At 40.8% G+C, this 16,709-nt stretch carries 14 protein-coding genes; 2 read left to right on the top strand and 12 right to left on the bottom strand.

Annotated features, from left to right (window positions below; all coding sequences use genetic code 11):
* Positions 1 to 98: 98 nt before the first annotated feature.
* Positions 99 to 488 carry a hypothetical protein gene (locus E3E51_RS02020; protein ID WP_167911442.1) on the top strand — a complete coding sequence of 130 codons (390 nt, stop codon included), beginning with the start codon at positions 99 to 101 and terminating at the stop codon, positions 486 to 488.
* Between the two features lie 104 nt (positions 489 to 592).
* Here the strand turns inward: E3E51_RS02020 and E3E51_RS02025 are convergent, their stop codons facing one another.
* The 12 genes from E3E51_RS02025 to E3E51_RS02085 form a co-directional block, all read right to left on the bottom strand.
* Positions 593 to 1,936 carry a hypothetical protein gene (locus E3E51_RS02025; RefSeq protein ID WP_167911443.1) on the bottom strand — a complete coding sequence of 448 codons (1,344 nt, stop codon included), beginning with the start codon at positions 1,934 to 1,936 and terminating at the stop codon, positions 593 to 595.
* Positions 1,937 to 2,362: 426 nt separating this feature from the next.
* Positions 2,363 to 3,160, bottom strand: coding sequence for a hypothetical protein (locus E3E51_RS02030; RefSeq protein ID WP_167911444.1), 798 nt, complete (start codon positions 3,158 to 3,160; stop codon positions 2,363 to 2,365).
* A 152-nt stretch (positions 3,161 to 3,312) separates the two neighbouring features.
* Positions 3,313 to 3,786 carry a hypothetical protein gene (locus E3E51_RS02035; RefSeq protein WP_167911445.1) on the bottom strand — a complete coding sequence of 158 codons (474 nt, stop codon included), beginning with the start codon at positions 3,784 to 3,786 and terminating at the stop codon, positions 3,313 to 3,315.
* Positions 3,787 to 3,841: 55 nt separating this feature from the next.
* Entirely contained in the window at positions 3,842 to 4,066 is a 225-nt protein-coding gene (locus E3E51_RS02040) for a hypothetical protein (protein ID WP_167911446.1), read from the bottom strand.
* Positions 4,063 to 5,388 carry a hypothetical protein gene (locus E3E51_RS02045; RefSeq protein WP_167911447.1) on the bottom strand — a complete coding sequence of 442 codons (1,326 nt, stop codon included), beginning with the start codon at positions 5,386 to 5,388 and terminating at the stop codon, positions 4,063 to 4,065. The genes E3E51_RS02040 and E3E51_RS02045 overlap by 4 nt, the downstream gene beginning before the upstream one ends.
* A complete protein-coding gene (locus E3E51_RS02050) occupies positions 5,375 to 6,739 on the bottom strand; it encodes a hypothetical protein (protein WP_167911448.1) in 1,365 nt (454 codons plus the stop codon). Before E3E51_RS02050 ends, E3E51_RS02045 begins: the two co-directional genes overlap by 14 nt.
* A 436-nt stretch (positions 6,740 to 7,175) precedes the next feature.
* On the bottom strand, positions 7,176 to 10,136 hold the full coding sequence (locus E3E51_RS02060; protein ID WP_167911450.1) for a type I restriction endonuclease subunit R: 2,961 nt from the start codon (positions 10,134 to 10,136) through the stop codon (positions 7,176 to 7,178).
* Positions 10,097 to 10,918 carry a hypothetical protein gene (locus tag E3E51_RS02065; RefSeq protein ID WP_167911451.1) on the bottom strand — a complete coding sequence of 274 codons (822 nt, stop codon included), beginning with the start codon at positions 10,916 to 10,918 and terminating at the stop codon, positions 10,097 to 10,099. The genes E3E51_RS02060 and E3E51_RS02065 overlap by 40 nt, the downstream gene beginning before the upstream one ends.
* Positions 10,905 to 11,372, bottom strand: coding sequence for a hypothetical protein (locus E3E51_RS02070; RefSeq protein ID WP_167911452.1), 468 nt, complete (start codon positions 11,370 to 11,372; stop codon positions 10,905 to 10,907). Before E3E51_RS02070 ends, E3E51_RS02065 begins: the two co-directional genes overlap by 14 nt.
* Positions 11,373 to 11,453: 81 nt before the next feature.
* Entirely contained in the window at positions 11,454 to 12,815 is a 1,362-nt protein-coding gene (locus E3E51_RS02075) for a restriction endonuclease subunit S (RefSeq protein ID WP_167911453.1), read from the bottom strand.
* A complete protein-coding gene (locus E3E51_RS02080) occupies positions 12,815 to 14,425 on the bottom strand; it encodes a class I SAM-dependent DNA methyltransferase (RefSeq protein ID WP_206204442.1) in 1,611 nt (536 codons plus the stop codon). Before E3E51_RS02080 ends, E3E51_RS02075 begins: the two co-directional genes overlap by 1 nt.
* Before the next feature lie 73 nt (positions 14,426 to 14,498).
* A complete protein-coding gene (locus tag E3E51_RS02085; protein ID WP_167911454.1) occupies positions 14,499 to 15,749 on the bottom strand; it encodes a hypothetical protein in 1,251 nt (416 codons plus the stop codon).
* Positions 15,750 to 16,314: 565 nt separating this feature from the next.
* Here E3E51_RS02085 and E3E51_RS02090 point away from each other — a divergent pair.
* Positions 16,315 to 16,554 carry a hypothetical protein gene (locus E3E51_RS02090; protein ID WP_167911455.1) on the top strand — a complete coding sequence of 80 codons (240 nt, stop codon included), beginning with the start codon at positions 16,315 to 16,317 and terminating at the stop codon, positions 16,552 to 16,554.
* Positions 16,555 to 16,709: the final 155 nt, after the last annotated feature.

Consider the following 16,709-nt stretch of genomic DNA (forward strand, 5'->3'; position numbering starts at 1 on the left):
GTAACTCGTAAATTAAATGCGAATTTTTTCATGGTTCCTTCTGATGGGTGGGAGTTATTTTTAATTGCCCACACTCCCGCTGGGGAGTGGTGGTAAGCATGGAGGATGTAAGGGTCGTGCTGTACGGAATCTTTAACGACATTAGGGCCATGAACCTGGAAGAGGTCAATAAAAAGGTGACTGGAGTTCTGGTTGAGCGTTTGGGTGAGCTTGGAGTGCCTAAGGAGTTCTGGCGTGAAGTTTACTCCTTGTTGATGGGGGTTTACGAGGAGCGTGAAGTCCTCCTTGATGCCAAGGGGCTCTTCAATTACGTTCTTGATGACTTTGTGGAGAAGGGGTTAGTCGATGCGAAGAGTGCTCTCAAGCTTCGGGTCTTTGTTGAGTATTTCCAAGATGTGCTGTTCCCGAGGAGGCAGGATTGCGTGAGGGTGCCTTCCGTCATTGCCCTGGAGGCGTTCTTCGTTCTCGCTTACGGTGAGATGGACTAATGCCACTTTTTATCATTTTTTGATATATCAAGAAGGCCCCACTAAGTTTTCTGGTTAAGAATAAAGAAATGTTAAGGTCCTGGGAGTGAACAAAGTTGGAATGCTCAATATAAGGTCACTTTGCTTTTCTGTGTGGCCGTTGGTGTTTCGGGGGATTTTCCGTAAAGCTTTGATGCGACTTCTGGACTTAGGATGCGGCCGAATTCGGGCATGATCCTGTCAATGAGTCCGTCGAAGAGCATGTTCGTGAATCTCCGATATCGGGCGACGTAACGGGGGTCTTCTGTTGTGGAGATGTAATGCATAAAATCCACGCCCTCAGCGCGTCCGAGGAGGTAATTCTTGTATCTTCGCATGTTGTCGAGCCCATAAAGGCCCTTTCCGAAGAGGGAGCTTCCCACGCCTTTGTCCGCGAGCTCGAACATTCTTGCTTGCAGATAACTGTCAACGTATTTTCTGATTTGGCGCAATCCGATAATCGGCTTTTGCGGTGGATACTTCTGGAGCCATTTGTTGTTCTGGTACAGGGTCTCAAGCTTTTCTTTACTTCTGAATGCTTTTGCTGGGGTGTAATAATTGTAAAACAGTTTGTCAATCTCGTAATATCCGAAGAGGGGTTTCGTGGGGTCCGGCAGGTATTTTCTTCGGTATGCTTTAAGTTCCTCAATGAGGACGGGGTGGATGAACACTGGTGTGAAGCTTTTTGTGGCGTCTTCTTTCAGCTTTTTGCGGTGGAAATATATGATGCCCCTGTTGAGGTCAATTTGATTTATGGTTTCACCGTCAACGATGACTTGGAATTGGAGGTCGTTAATTTCTGAGCCTCGCACTCCGGTTAAGAGGGCAATTATTGTCGCCAGCCTGAGGTTTTCAACGGTGCGGGTTTTCTTAGTATGGATCAGTATCTCAAGCCATCTTAGGGCGTCTTTCACTCTCTCGTCGCTTATTACTTTGCTTCTCTCGTTGAGCTGATATTCTTTTAGCTGGCGGCCTTTTGTCTGGAACGTGGATTTTGAAAGCTGTGATACGTAAAACTCGGGGTTAAAAACTTCGAGCCCGATTGTTCTGGAAAGAAGAACGTTGTATTTGCTGAGCAAAATATGCTCCAAGGCCTTTCTCGTTGAGTAAAGATATATACGCAAAGTGTGGACTGCGGGCCTTCTCTCGCGGATGAATGTTGTAAAGGCGTTGTATATGTCTTTTGTCGTGATTTTTATCTCGTTCGTGCCGGGCTCGATGCCTTTGGTCTTAATTAGATATTCGAGGAACACATTGACAGCGGTGGATCTGTTCTGAAACTTTCCAACTGTCATTTGCCCTTCTTTTCTCAGTCTTACGAGTTCTTCTTTGTACTCATCGAAGTCACTTAGCTTGAGTATCACGAACCCGTTGTCTGTGTTTATTACAGCTGTTTGGGTTGGTGGTGTATAAAATACCTTCCTTCTCACCCCCACCCACCAGGATTATATACGTATTTTAGCTTTTTAAACATGACGTTTTTGCATGTAATTAACCGATGATTGCATGCATTTTATTTTTGGTGGTCGAGAATGCATGCAAAAGCGTATTTACTCGTATGAATATTAAGAAAATGCATGTAATATAACTGTCAGTAATGGCACTCCTCATCGGTTCGCAACCCAAATCTCCCCTTTCAAGCCTTCTTTCGGCCAAAGGGGCCTTTTCAACGGAGTGGGTGTCATCGGTTAAAGAGGCCTCGTCATCCCACCTCTTTCGAAGTTGCTCTAGAAGGAGAGGTTAAAAGGTTTTGCTGTTAAAAACTAGGGAGAGAAAGGGAGACAGATATATGTCATCGGTTAAAGTTGAAAAAGGAAGGAAAGAAAGTTTATTGAGAACAAGTCAATTTCAATTTATTATTTTGAAACAACAACATACTCATTATCGTGGATACAGTTAATGACATCCCTAGTAAACAAAACTGCATCTCCCAATAGAGGTATTATTTGATTTAAAAGATCCTCTATAATCTTGTCCCTGTATGTATTGGAGGTCACTTCTTTTATACAATTCCAAAGTACTATAAGGGTTGGCCCTTTTCTAATGTACCACGACTTTCCCTTTTGTATTATGGCGTCTATTCTGCCTCTTATATTTGCAATCCCTTTTCGGAACTCAAGAAATTCTAGTGACAGGCTCATGCTTAATCCAAATCCTAAGGCCAAGGTGCCTGCGAGTAATTCTGTGGGTATAGGTCTATATAATCTAGGAAATCCTCTGGGCCTGTATCTAGACCAATCAACAACAAAGCGGATGTTGTGAGTATTAAAAACGTCATTGAGATCCCTAATTACAGAATTGAGTTCATCTTGGACGTCTTGTATCATTATCTCTCCTAAAGGGATTCTGGATATAAGCCACACTATTCTTCCAAATCTCTCCGATAATTCTGGATAACACCCCTCAAAATTCTCGGAACATTCATCCACAGCTTCCCAGAACTCCTGTATTGCTCCGACAATCTCTGGATCTCTTGATATTTCGTCTAGATATGGTATATATGGATAGCGGTTGAGCACATACAACGCCCTTCCAACAAAGACTCTAGGTGATACCAGCACAGTACTTTCTTGCTCCTTGTCTGCAAGGGTCCACAAAGCATTTCTAATCTCGATAGGGTTGATGCACCATTCCTTATGGACTTCCTCTGACATTCAACACCCTCCTAATAGTGTTTTGTGATTATATTACAAATCAGGGTTTAAATGTCTTGCTTGAAAACTAATAAAAAAGATGTTGCTTATAAATTATTGTTTTTGCTAATGCTAATTCAATTGACCCCTGATTCATGCGTTAAATAAAAATCTTAGAGGAGCTCTTTTAATTTCTGATTCTCACCAATTGCCGCCAGTATCTCAAAGCTAAGTTGATTTCTTTCATGAGCATCAAAAAGGTTAACATTACTTAACAAAACTTCCATAGCGGCCCCTGGAAAGCCTCTTTCAATCAAATGTTCGATTATCTTAGTGATGGCCTCTTTCAGAAGGTTAGATGAAAGTTCACTAACAATTTCATTGACAGTATTTTTAAAGAGTTCTTCAATGTTAGTTTTATCACTGTTAACCCTGGCATTTTTGAACTTCCTAAGGATGTCGATGACAAGAGGCCGGTTTTCATTGTTTAACGCCTCCAGCATTGCCAAGCTTGCTAGTATTATGTCCGAATACGTGTATGAGACATTAGCAATCTGATTCAGCTTTTTCTTTTCAGAATTCAGGATTTTGTATGCATCCAATGTGAGTCTAATGGTTTTTGTGTTTAATTCGTCCATTGAACTCACCAAAGTGCATTCTTGTCTTCTGTTAATAAATATTGTCGTGAATAAGCTCGTGTGCTTAGTCAAAGTAGTACTTACTTTCCTCTGCAGCTTTTTTGATATCATCAACTAACTCCCTTAAAGAGCTATATTCGCTTGCCAACCTTTCAAGTTCTGTGATAATAATCTCTGGAGGCAGTATATAAAGCCTGTCAAATTTTATAAAGTCCTCTATCGAGCCTTTGAAGCTTGTTGCGTATCGTCTAAGAGATTTAACAATCTCCTGGTTCTGTTCTTCCTTCACGGTCTTAAGGTATTCTTTTGTATGGATAAAAAGAACTTATCTAGACCAGATTCACTTAGATCTCCCTCTCTTAAAACTATAGACAAACGTGCTCTTAGGAGGATTTCAAGTGTGTCAACAGGAACCACAACAGTATAAACTTTGTCCTCAAATTCTTTGAATCTGGAGTGGACATAGTTCATTAATCTTCCATGCAAATCAATTAAGCTGTGAAGATTAAATCTGAAGAGAACAAATATGAAAGGAATATCCGGCTTTAGTGGGGCAGCTTTGTATATATCAGACCGCAAAATGTAAGATAAGTATTTTCCATACTTTTCTGTCAGTTCCTTTCTAAAATCCACATTAAGGGAAGACTTAGCATCAACTATTCCTATAACCCTTACAGCGGGTCCCGTGGGATCTCTGATAAAAACTATTGAGTCCGGAACCTTAACGCCTCTATTCTTTGAACCCCCAAAAGTTATATCGACTCCATATAAATACCGAAACGCCAGTGAGGATGTATTCTCAAAATACTCATCAAATTTGGGCATGTTTTTTAATTTGAGTGTCTTGAGGTTAGATAACAACGAAAGAAGGTATCTAGGATTTGTTTCAACTGAAACCATGAGCTTCCTAAAGTTTTCAGGTTGAATGGAGTTGATTATCCTCCTCTCCAAGTCCTCTATTTTACTATTTGCCTCAATCCAATACGCTAGGTCAGATTTGAGGCGTTTATCCAAAAGCAGGGAAAATGGGACAAAATATACTAGATTTCCGAGAGGAAGAATCCCTACTATCTCTAAGAATGCATCCAAGGATTTATCATGTCCTATGAGGATTATAAGCTTTTTATTTTGGATATATTTTGATAAAATCCTAAAATAGTCCCTTGGTTTTTTGGGTGGTTTTGTCAAGAGGACGACTGCAAGGCTTTCATCAGAGATTTCAACAAATCCTGGCATGATATCGGGCTCACTATCTAAAGGAACGTCTAAAACCTCAAGGATAACTCTTATGAGAGCAGGATATATTACCCTATACACAGTAAATTTGTTTTCGTATTCTTCTGGGGACAGTTCTTTGATTTTCCCAGATTGACATCGTAACAAGTATTTGCCCCTCTTTCGGGGGTCTTCCTTTGGTTTTAGAACATCTACAACTGGAGATCCATCAGGACATGTTGGGGGCACCTTTTCCTCAGCTAGTATCCCCATCCTAAGAAGCTCCTCTATTTCCTTTGGTTTAAGCTTTGATAATAGTTCCCCCTTTTCTCTGTTAGCAACTACTGGAAATGCATTCAAAAAAGCAAGAAGAGAGTCATAACTACTCCGATTCATTTATATCCCCCAAGAATAGTTTTAGTGCCAGTCTCTCTTCCTCTTTCAGCCTACTGTAAACATTCTCTGAGGCCAAGTTAACTGGCTTGTTGTTAATCAGGAGTACTGGCTCAACCTTATCACCATATGCCCCAATCAGATCATCAAGGAAATCATCCACATTTGGAACTATCTTTCGGAATTCGTCTAAATCTGCTACTATGTCGACCTTTAGTGCTCCCGTTGCAGGATCCCCTGGAAATCTAAAACCACCAAGCTTGATAGATTCAATGATCTCGTTCAGTTTTTCTTTTGCTTCATCGGGGAGGTCCAAAGACTGCAGTTTTTGCACAGCTTCCGATTTTCTCTCCTTGATCTCTTTGTCTATCTGTTCTATTGCGTCTGACATATGCTTTGAATGTTGAATGGTCTGCTTTACAGTTTCCTTTAGTTCCTCGACAGGTTTGGGCTTGATCAACTTGAGATCGTTCACAGATGTATCTTCTCCAAACAATACGGAGAGTAATCTGTCGAGCAAATCCCTCGGATATTTCTTGTTCAGGTCAAATCCAAGGATTATTTCTGTTTCCTTGTCATTAATAGGCCTAATTTGCAGGATATAATGACCTAATGGATAGATCCACTCTGAAACTTCTTTTAGATCCTCTTTGTTTTTTGGTATCAATGGTGTATGGATGATATTACTGTCCTTTGAATACCTGAGAGTCTCTGATATCCCGTAGATTTTCATCCTTCTCCGTACGAAAAATTCCTGATAAGGTCTTCTGCCATATTCCATTGTTATTATCAATTTAATTGCTCCATCGTTAGTGGATCTCATGTCAATTCTAGCCCAGTGTATGTTTTTACTGTTCCATTCTCTCACAAATTCATCAATAAGTCGTTCTAACTCTTTGTTGTCTCTGAATAGAAATGGTTTATCTAGCAAATATCTATTTTTATCCCGGTTTTTCTCGATATACGCCTCATATCTTATCCAGGAGAGGTAATCCTGAAGTTTTTCCTGTCCAACATGACGGTATAAGAACAACAGCACTTCCTCTTTGCTTTTTATAGCGTGTATTTCACCCGCAAAATCAGGAAACATAGTCGCTAGTGCATGTCTGGCACGATTTGTGCTTATATCCTTACCATCCATCTCCGGGAGATATATTAAAAAGAACTTCAGTATCTCATCCTGGTGTTCCTGCATTAATTCTTCTACGATTTTCTTTTTCTCTCCCCTTCTGATCTTAATATCTAATCCCAAAACGTCTTTTGCGAATTTCTCAATGAATTCTCGTCTTTTCTGGAGTAGCTTTTTTCTAACATGCTCAATATCCTCCTGAGAGAACTGTAGTGGTTCCTCCATTGGGTATCCCCCAGCTCTCAATTAACTGACAATTTAAATTGGATGTTACCTTTTTTAACTTTTAACATTAACTTAAAAATCACATAATCACAATCTATAATAATAAACAAACATGAATCTTATCCATAAGGCCATTCATTCCTGTACCCCACTAGGGCTAGAATAAGAGGTCAATTCTCGTTGCAAAGCTTGCCACTCAGGGATATAACTCGAAAGAAGGGCCCTGAACAGCCGATTATGACGTGGAGAACCAACTTTGATATGTATCAGCTCATGCACCACGATATATTCTACGACTTCATAGGGAAGCTCCAATATGTCTACACTAAAGGTTAGTGTTCCTTTTGATGATGCAGAGGCCCATTTATGCCTCATTTTTTGGAATCGAACTCTCTTAGGATAAACACCAAGTTCTTTTGCCCATCTAGACACAAGTTCATAGACTTCCTCTGGTGTCATGTATCAGCCTCCGTCCCAGTTCAAGGAGATCTTTCCCTATTTTCACTCGTTCCCTCACCTGTTTGACGCCATTCTCTTTCAAAATGCGGTATATCTTTCTCAGCAGACCTTGTTGAAGGTTTTGATTGTAGGTCCAGCCTTCGTTTGACAATAGGATTTTGGTAATCTCCTCGGATACAGTTACATCTTCTATACCATAGCTTTTGAGAAGCCAGTGGACACTGAAAGTTGCGGGGTCTAATTTTGATTCTTTGTAGCTTCTCACTGACTCGACGGCACTTTCGGATAGCCCTATAACCTTTTCTAGGGCCTCTTTTGCACTGATTTGCCTTTCCTCAAGCCTTTTTATAATAGATTCTATCTTTTCGATTAAGAACTCCAGATACGGAACCTCATGCTGGTGCTCTTTTATGTATCTCATCAAACTACGGCGGAGGTTGTAGACCTTGACAATGTCGTCTATCCTTTCATTTTTTATAGTGTCGGCAATATGCTCATCGATTTTATAAACAGGAAGGCCATCCACAATGGTTTCAATATCAACGCTATTTCTGATTAGCTCCTTTGTCTTTTTCAACAGTTCTCTTCTCTCAAAATCTGTTGGATAGAACTGGGCCTTGATAAACCGGTGAAGCTTTAATAGCAACTTATAGTCTTCGAGATAGTCTCTAAGAAATGGATCAGGGGATAGAATCTCGTAAATGTCCTGAATGTTCTTGAAAAGTTGAATGAAATCATCCCTCTTTTTGCGATCGCTGAATACCTTCACTAGTTTCTCTAACTTTTTGTCCCAGCTCCGGCTATTATCCCGTAATAGCCCGAGATACTCTTCAGCTCTCCCCATTAATTCCGCAAACCTCTTGCGTAGTACTTCCAAATCAAAGACTGCTCCTTCAATACTCTTACTGTCAAACGCCAGAGCCCTCTGAAGGTCTTCAAAAATTCCGATGTAATCCACGATCAGGCCGGCTGTCTTATGAAGCTCTCCATCTGAATAGGGGCGGTTAACTCTTGCAATGGCCTGAAGTAGTGTATGGTCTTTCATGGGCTTGTCTAGATACATGGTTTGGAGAATGGGAGCATCATATCCCGTTAGGAGTTTCTCGGTAACTATGAGAATCTTAGGTGGCCTCTCCCGTTTTTTGAAGTTTCTTCGTATCTCATCCTCTTGGTCTTCTTTAAGATGATACTTCTTTAGTATACCTTTGTCATTGTGCATGGGGGTATATACAACTGCAATTTCTTCCGGGGGAATCGCTGAGTGTGGATTCTCTTCATAGAGTTCCTTGAACGCTTCCATATATAGGGCGCAGGCTTCTCTATCCACGGCAACAACCATCGCCTTAAATCCAGAGGGTTCAACGAACTTTTTATAATGCTCGGATATATGTTTGGCGACCTTTTTAATTCTCTTTTTGGCTTTAAGAACCTCTTTTATCTTCGATACTTTATCAAGGAGCTTGTTAAGTTCCTCTATGCTGGCTATTCCTTTCTCTTCGTATAACCTGAAAAATTCCTCCAGAATTGTTTTCCTGTCTAAGCGATATTCCTGCGGTGCTAGGGTGTAATATAAGGGGACGGTAGTTCCATCCTCAATGGACTCCTTGATACCGTATTTGTCTAAGTATGGTCTGTGATACTTCTTCATATCTTCAAAGGCAAAGAGATTAAATGTGCCTTTGCCAATCTTCCCCTTATCTATCGGGGTACCAGTGAACCCAAAATAGAACGCGTTGGGAAGGGCTGACCTCATCTGAATTCCTAAGTCCCCTTCCTGTGACCGATGAGCCTCGTCGATGAATACAAAGATGTTCCTACGGGTGTTTATATTGGAAGGCATTCCCCGGAACTTATGGATTAACGTAACGATGATTCCCCTGTAATCGCTCTTTAACAGTTCCCTAAGGTGAACTTTGGATTCTGCAACAATGAAATCCAGCCCGAACTTTGTAAGATTACGGACTAACTGTTTCTGGAGTTCAATACGGTCAACGACCATTATAATAGTTGGATTCTCCAGCTCGGGTATTCTTCTTATTTTTGAAGCGGCAACCATCATGGTTAGGGTTTTTCCTGAACCCTGGGTATGCCATATAAGGCCAGTTCTTGCATCTCCTGTAATTGCCCTATTGACTATCCTTTCAACTGCCCTAACTTGGTGTGGTAGCAAGACGAACTTGCTGAGCTCTTCATCCTGTTCAAAGAATACTATATAATCCTCGATAAATCTCAATGCTCTTTCTTTTCTTAGCATTGAAAAAATCAGGTCTTGGAGGCCGTAATCTTTACCCTCCTCCGTTTTCCAGCGATAAACGTTTCTTTCGTTGAAGTTCCAAGTTGCTGAGTATATTAGATTGAGACCGTTGCTGGCCATGTACATCTGAAAATATTTCATGAAGTTGGGAACTTCTTCGTGATACCTGGAGATTTGTTCCACGGCATGAGAGCGCCAATCCTTAACCTCACCATCTACGATGTTAAATAGCCAGGGAGCTTTAGTCTCGACGATGAAAAGAGGGATTCCATTGATAAAAAGCACAATATCGGCCCTATCCTTCTTTATATCTTCCATCCAGAATTCTTGAGTGTAGTGAAACACGTTATTTTCAGGATTTTCAAAGTCAATCAGTCTTAAATTCAACTCCCTCTTCTCGGATTTGCTATAGAATGTCCTTTGTCCCCTAAGATATCTGAGGAATTCCCTATTTCCCTCTATATTAGCCCTGATGTTCCGTATTCTTTGGAGAACCACATCAGCTTCTTCTTCGCCCATAGAGGGATTAAGTTCCAGTAACTTTTTCTTGAAAATCGGTAGGATAAAGGGCTCTTTCCAAGTTTCTCTCAGTGAATCGATTTTTTCAGGTGAGATGTATTCCCATCCAAGGCTAGTAAGGTACATCATGAACGGTTTCTTTGCTGTCTCTTCTTCCGTAAACACTCTGTATCCCCTCCGCATTCTACGTAGTCTTTCATAAGCTCGAAAATCTCCTGAGCAAATTCATCTACGTGTTTTTCAATAATTCTCTCGGCTTCTTCTTTGTCTAGCTGATCGTTTTTATAGTGTACCAAGGCGGCCCTGATGTTGTGTATTTTGTATCCATCATAAATCCCGTTAACCCCAAACTTATCGTATAGTGCACTAACCCACTTATTCTCTCTATATTCTTTGTTAACTAGTTTACCGGCCAGAAGCTCAATTGCAATATACAAGTTAAGAAATCTGTCAATAGGATCCGGATCGCTCATTGCTCGATTCCAGTATTTAATTGCCCTAACGAGAACAGATTCTGAATCGGGATCTATTCTGTTTAATCTTTCCAAAAGAGATGATATTTTGGCTTGGGGATCTTCAAAGGTCATTGAAATATGAACTTCGCTCTTTACATGGATTGTATCAAATAGATGGACTTCTATTGTATTGCCTCTTTTGTAAATCTCTGGGAGCCGTTCTATTTTTATGTCTTTAATCAGATATGGGGACTTTGACAGAAAAATAATGATTGGAAGCACTTTCTTTTCAATTTCAGAATAAGTATAGTTCTTTATTTGTAATGGTTCATCTTTACTTTTGAATTCAAATTCAGCGTAGATCTTTGGTTTAGGATTCCGAGTAGGATCCTCGGTTCTCAGAGTGATGCCATTTATCATAACGGGCTCATTAAATGCAATACTACTGTTTCCAGTAGGTTCAAGGACCACTGTAACTTTATAAGAGGGCATTCCAGTTTCTCCTCCGCTTGGTGGATTTCCTCCTTGGAGTGTGGCCTTTTTGGGACTTTTTCTTTTGCGATTTCTTTTTTGGCCTTGAGTTCTGGTTCCTAACCTTGAATTTTCTTAGTTTTAGAGTCCCAATGTCGGAGGGGAGGCCAGAAACATCTGCTCCGGCAGGGTAAATGATGTTCTTGCTTTTTATTTCGACGTTTGGACCTGAGAGATACTTCGCATACCTATTAACCTGCTGAACGTGTTTTATTGTTGCTTTGGGTTCCCTTTTCACCTCAAATATATGTCTCTCAATTCTATTACCTCTCCGTCTCTCAACGATGTAATCAGGCTCGTATCCGTTTCTTCGCTCTCGTTCTTTGATAACCCATCCCTTAGAAGCGGGGAACCTTCGCCGGAGTAGCTCTCTCACATGGGGGTACATATCAAACTCTCTAAAACTTCCCGACATAGGGCATCCCCCGTATTACATTAGTTCTATCTTTGTTGGATTTTTATCACTTTCGCTAGTATCGAGAAAAAGAGAAAGCAGTCACTCCGTTGGGATTTTAAGGTTAAAAACGCGAATCTGACCCGTCATGAGTTTGTGCCTGAGCGTTGAGAACAGCCCCTCCAGGGCTTTGCGCTTTTGCTGGGCCAGTTCTATCTTTCTGTCTACTGTTTCAAGTATTCCTACTATCTTTTTTTGCTCTTCTATTGGGGGCAGAATGACAGGAATTCCCCTAAGAACTCCAAGGTACAGATTTGTTCTACCTGCATCACTTTGAACGCGTACATATTTTTTTAGTATAACTGGCCGACGATATATCAGATAGTACTGCATAAATCTCGGGAGAAATGCATTATTTTTTGGAATTATGGCACATATAGCTTGATTAATTGCTGAGTCAATACCGAGAATTGCAGTTTTTGTTACTGTGCCTTTTCCATATAATGCTATCAATAATGTTCCTTTAGGAATAATTTTTGCACTAGATTTTTTAAGACCAATATCCGATATAGTCTCCTCAGTGGAATAAATATAGCCATCATTTAATTCCCCAGATTTAAGCCAAGGAATGCTCCCGTTCCAATACTCTGAATGTTGTCTACTAGGGGTACCCCCACTCAAAAGATTTGAAACCTCGCCTAAAGGGGCTACCTCCCAATGCTCCGGGATCTCTCCAATCTCCGTCATCTTTGTCGGCTGATTTGGGTCAAGACCCTTGGTGAATAACCTCTTCATTAGAGCCCTTTTGAGTTCTTTGGTGGTTTTGATTATCTTCTCCTGCTGTTCAATTGCCCGCTGGACTGTTTTCAAGACATAGACGATTTTGCGTTGTTCTTCTAATGGGGGAAGTGGAATCCGAACTAGATACATAAATTCCTCGGGGCTAACTCTTTTCCGATTTGTACTGCCTGTAACGAAATTTCTTATTAGTTCCCATATCGTTGGCTGGGAAAGGTACAGATCCACAAAGTCCTTATCGACGTAATCTAACTCTTTCAACCGCCATATCGGAAAATCACCCGAAACAACAGCCCCATCTAATTCCGGGGGAACAAAGCCATAAGCACCGTTCCTGGCATCAATCTTTGAGATTATGAAGTCTCCTTCTTGTATTCTGTACATTGTTTTCGTCTTTATCTCACTCCCCTGCTTGATTTCTCTCAGTACAACTCCTTTTGCATACAATTTGACGGTAACCAGCCTATACGTCTCATCATCTTTGATTTTAATCTTCCGGGACTTCTTGTCGACAAGCCTGAAAATCTGTCCAAAACTAACAACGTTCCATCCTTCTGGGAGTTCTCTACCATAAAGTTTCTTTCTCCCTTTTTGGAGGACTGCACTGCCTTTGACTGGAATCTTTGTGTGGTATTGCTTATTTAGGAACTCATCCAGCGTTTTCATCAGTCCTCACCCTGAAGATACCCCTCAAAGCCAAGTTCAATCAGGATTTTGTTGAGTTCACTATCTATCACTTTAGTTTCCTGCTCAATTCTTCTGAGGTCCTGGAGGATTTCGGGTATCTCTCTGTACTCACCTTCAGTTATCAGGGGGATGTATCTCGAAGGGCTTAGGTTGTAATCGTTCTTCCTGATTTCTTCCAAGGTTACAACCTTGCTAAAGTCTTCTATGTCCCTGAATTCCCGATAGGCCTTGAGTATCTTGCCAACGTGTTCTTCGGTCATGTAGTTCTTGGGAGTTCCCTTCTTGAATTCCCGAGAGGCATTAATGAGCAGTACTTTTCCTCTGCGCTCCTCAGGTTTGTTTTTGTTGATAACAATGATAACTCCGGCGGCGGTGGTGTTGTAGAAGAGGTTTTCAGGGGTTAGGATAACGGCTTCGATTAGATCCTTCTCCACAAACTTCTTTCTGATGTCCCGCTCTCTATTCGTTCCCTTGGTTCCCGAACCCCTCGAAACAGCCCCGGTATCGATGATTACTACCACTTTTTCCCTTGCTGAGGCGAACATGTGCTGTATCCAGCCCCAGTCTCCAGTATTACTGGGAGGTATTCCAAACTTGAACCTATCAAATTTGTCGTTGATGTAAACATCCTCCGGGAAGTCCTGGTTCCACATGGGGTTCGCGATAACGTAGTCGAACTGTCTTAATTTGCCGTCCTTGTCCAAAAATTTGGGATTGCGTATGGTGTCTCCTCTCCGTATATCTGCCTCCATGTTGTGTAGGATAACGTTCATTCTGGCTATGGCGTATGTGAAGGCCAGTTTCTCTTGACCGAACAACTTTAAGGGCTTTTTCTCGGCCTCTTCCGGATAGTTGTACTTAACGTAGAGCTGGGACTTTATTAAAAGGCCTCCCGAGCCACATGCGGGATCGTAAACCTCCGAGCCGGGCTTTGGGTCAAGGAGATTAACCATAAGCCATGCAACCTCGCAGGGAGTATAGAACTCTCCTGCACTCTGGCCACTGTCTTCAGCGAATTTTCTTATCAAGTATTCGTAAGCCCTACCCAGAATGTCGGGTTCAACGTCCTCTGGACCCATTTTCATCTTGTTTAGTATCTGAAGAACCCTCTGGATGATATCATCGCTGATTATTCTTTCTCCCCCGTGAGTCTCGTTGAAATCTACGACGTCAATTATGCCTGAAAGCTCAGGATTTAGCCTTGCTATGCCCCTGAGGGCCTCCGTAAGCTTTTCTCCGACGTTTGTTGAAAGTTTAACGATGGTGTCCCAGTGATACTCTTCTGGAATGACGTATCTAATTGACTTGGGCCTTCCATGCTCTTCTCTTTCGGCCTCTACCAATTCGTAGACCTCATCAACAGTATCGATTACGCCCTCCTCAATTAGTTTATTTATCTCATATGTGAACGTATCTGAAAGCCTCTTATAGAAGATTAGGGGAAGAATGTATTTCTTGTAGTCTGTGGGATTAACAGAACCCCGAATTAGGCTGGCGGCTTCCCAAAGTATGCTTTCCAGCCTAGAAAGCTTCTCATTCTTGTCCTCGCCACATACCATGTTTAGCTTTGTTGACTCAGATTCAACCATTCAGCTCACCTCTCACTGAAGCCTGTGGGTTAGGCTGTTAAAATGCTTTATTATCCAACAAAGTTCTATTCGGTCACTTTAAAGAAAGCTTACCTTCTAAGATTTCATGCCCTATCTGGAACAATATCCCTTGGATTACTGATTCTGGCGAAATTTCGACAATTTTAAGGAGATAAATCTGTTTAGGATCCGTAATTACAGTCTTTTCAATAGTCTTCTGTCCTCTTCGGTTTATCGTTGCCTTTTGGGTTCGTTTCAAATTGTATCTCAGTTCTGTTTCAATCGTAAAGATAGCAATAGATACAGTTTCAGGGTGCTTGTGAATAAGATAGACTGAACTCATAACACCCGGAGTTGTTGAGACAACATTTTGAAGCTGGTATTGGATAGCATTCTCAAAATCTTCTCTGGTAATTTGTTTTTGAGTTAACGGACTGTATACAGAATATTTCTCATCGTCCTTACCCTCAAAGAGTATCTGTACAAATCTTAGGAATTCTTGGCTAGGCGGATCCCCATTGTTAATCTTATAGAGAAGAGTAAACGTCCAAACTTCCGGCTTTTTTGGCGAGTTCAAAACCTGATTCAAGGTGAAGTAAGGGAAAAGGGATGCGATAAGCATTGCCAAGATGTATCGAACCGCACGACTAGAGTGTATGTTTTTGCCACTGGTATTTAACGTATCTACAAGGGGAGACAATAAACCAGTGGTTAAAGTTATTAGAAGGGTAAGAAGCATGTATAAAATGACCCCCATCCCGAGATTCCTAAGGGATGGTTCTAGGATACCTCGAAGAATGGGGTTATAGGGGATATCCTTCCTTAGATACACCAACATCCAAACTAACGCATAGAATAATAATGCGGGAAGAATACGACTGCCGCTTGCTATGGATCTTATCATTTTATATGTTGCTTTGGACAGGGATATCGAATTAAATCTGTTGACTAATAAGTCTGTTATCTCTAGTGATGTCTTTTCTAAAGTTTCCTTTGTAATCGTGGTAGTTCCCATTAGCTCTTTCCAAGAGACATGAGAAAGGTATTCTTTTATAACATCTTCAGGAGATGGGGTGTTCTCTTTATCGGGTTTGGCCCTTTCTCGTAGTAGTAGGTATAGAAGTCCAACGAGTGTTACCCCCATGATATAAATGGCAATTGCACAACTTAACCTTTTACAGAATGAAGATAGGGGTTTTATAACAAGAATCGCCTGTATTAGAGTATAGTACAATACAATCGCTTGAAACGTTTCTAAAATCCTTAATGACTTTTTGTTTTCGAATAGATACGAAGCAACATCTATGACATCTTTTAGGAGCATGGTAAACAGTAAGATATTCTGATATTTAACCTTTAACAGCTACATGCAATCAAAACACGACACGCTATCGTATTACGTTCCATGTTTACTTTTTCCGTCTGGCTGTCGTAATAGATACTGAATCCATCCTAACTTCTAATTCATAGCAGAAAAGCTAGCAGTCCAAAGGATCTGAAAAGAGACCAATAGCAACAGCAATAATATTATGAATAAATCCATCAACTTTTCCAGCAGTAGCAACCTCAACTCCTCAATACCCGATTAAAGATAGTTGTGTTGTTATTAAAGAACTCTCAGAGCTTTTCTGGAAATTTGGAGCAGTTATACCAGCAATAACTATTAGAATAAATCCCTGCAAGCTCTAACATCTGAGATTTTGAGACAAATTGGGACTTCTTTTCTGTTCATCAATATCCATTAATGGATATTTTCGTGACGGATACACTATGTCTCTACACAAGGGTATTCCGTCACTATATTCTTACTATTCTCCATGCCTCTAAGAAAGTTGTGTGGGTTGATGGTTTATATTCATGGCCTCCTAAATAGATGGGGGTGATGTAGCATGAATGACGTTTTTCATAATCTCAATGAGATATTGAGAAAAGTTATCCAGATTGAGAACGACGTAGAAGAGCTGAAAATCATGGTCCTGAAGATGATTGCTGATAATCTTCCTGAGGAAGAAATTGATGAGGAAACGTTGAGCCGGTTGAAGGCTGAGCTGAAAAATTTGAAGCCAGATAATGTCTCTGGCTTGAGCGTTGAGGAATTTATTGAACTGCTCGAAAAAGATAAAGAGTGAAGGCCTATTTATTCACATTTTGTTGTGAATATTCTTTTGTCTTTTGAGTTTCCTTAGTATAGGCCAGGCCTATTCAGTGCAGAACCACACTTATTCACATTGAAATGTGAATAAGCATGACTTTGCCCTAATCACTTTAGGGGAAATATTTACAA

Origin of the sequence: Thermococcus sp. 21S7 (assembly GCF_012027615.1) — an archaeon.
Classification (GTDB): Archaea; Methanobacteriota_B; Thermococci; order Thermococcales; family Thermococcaceae; genus Thermococcus.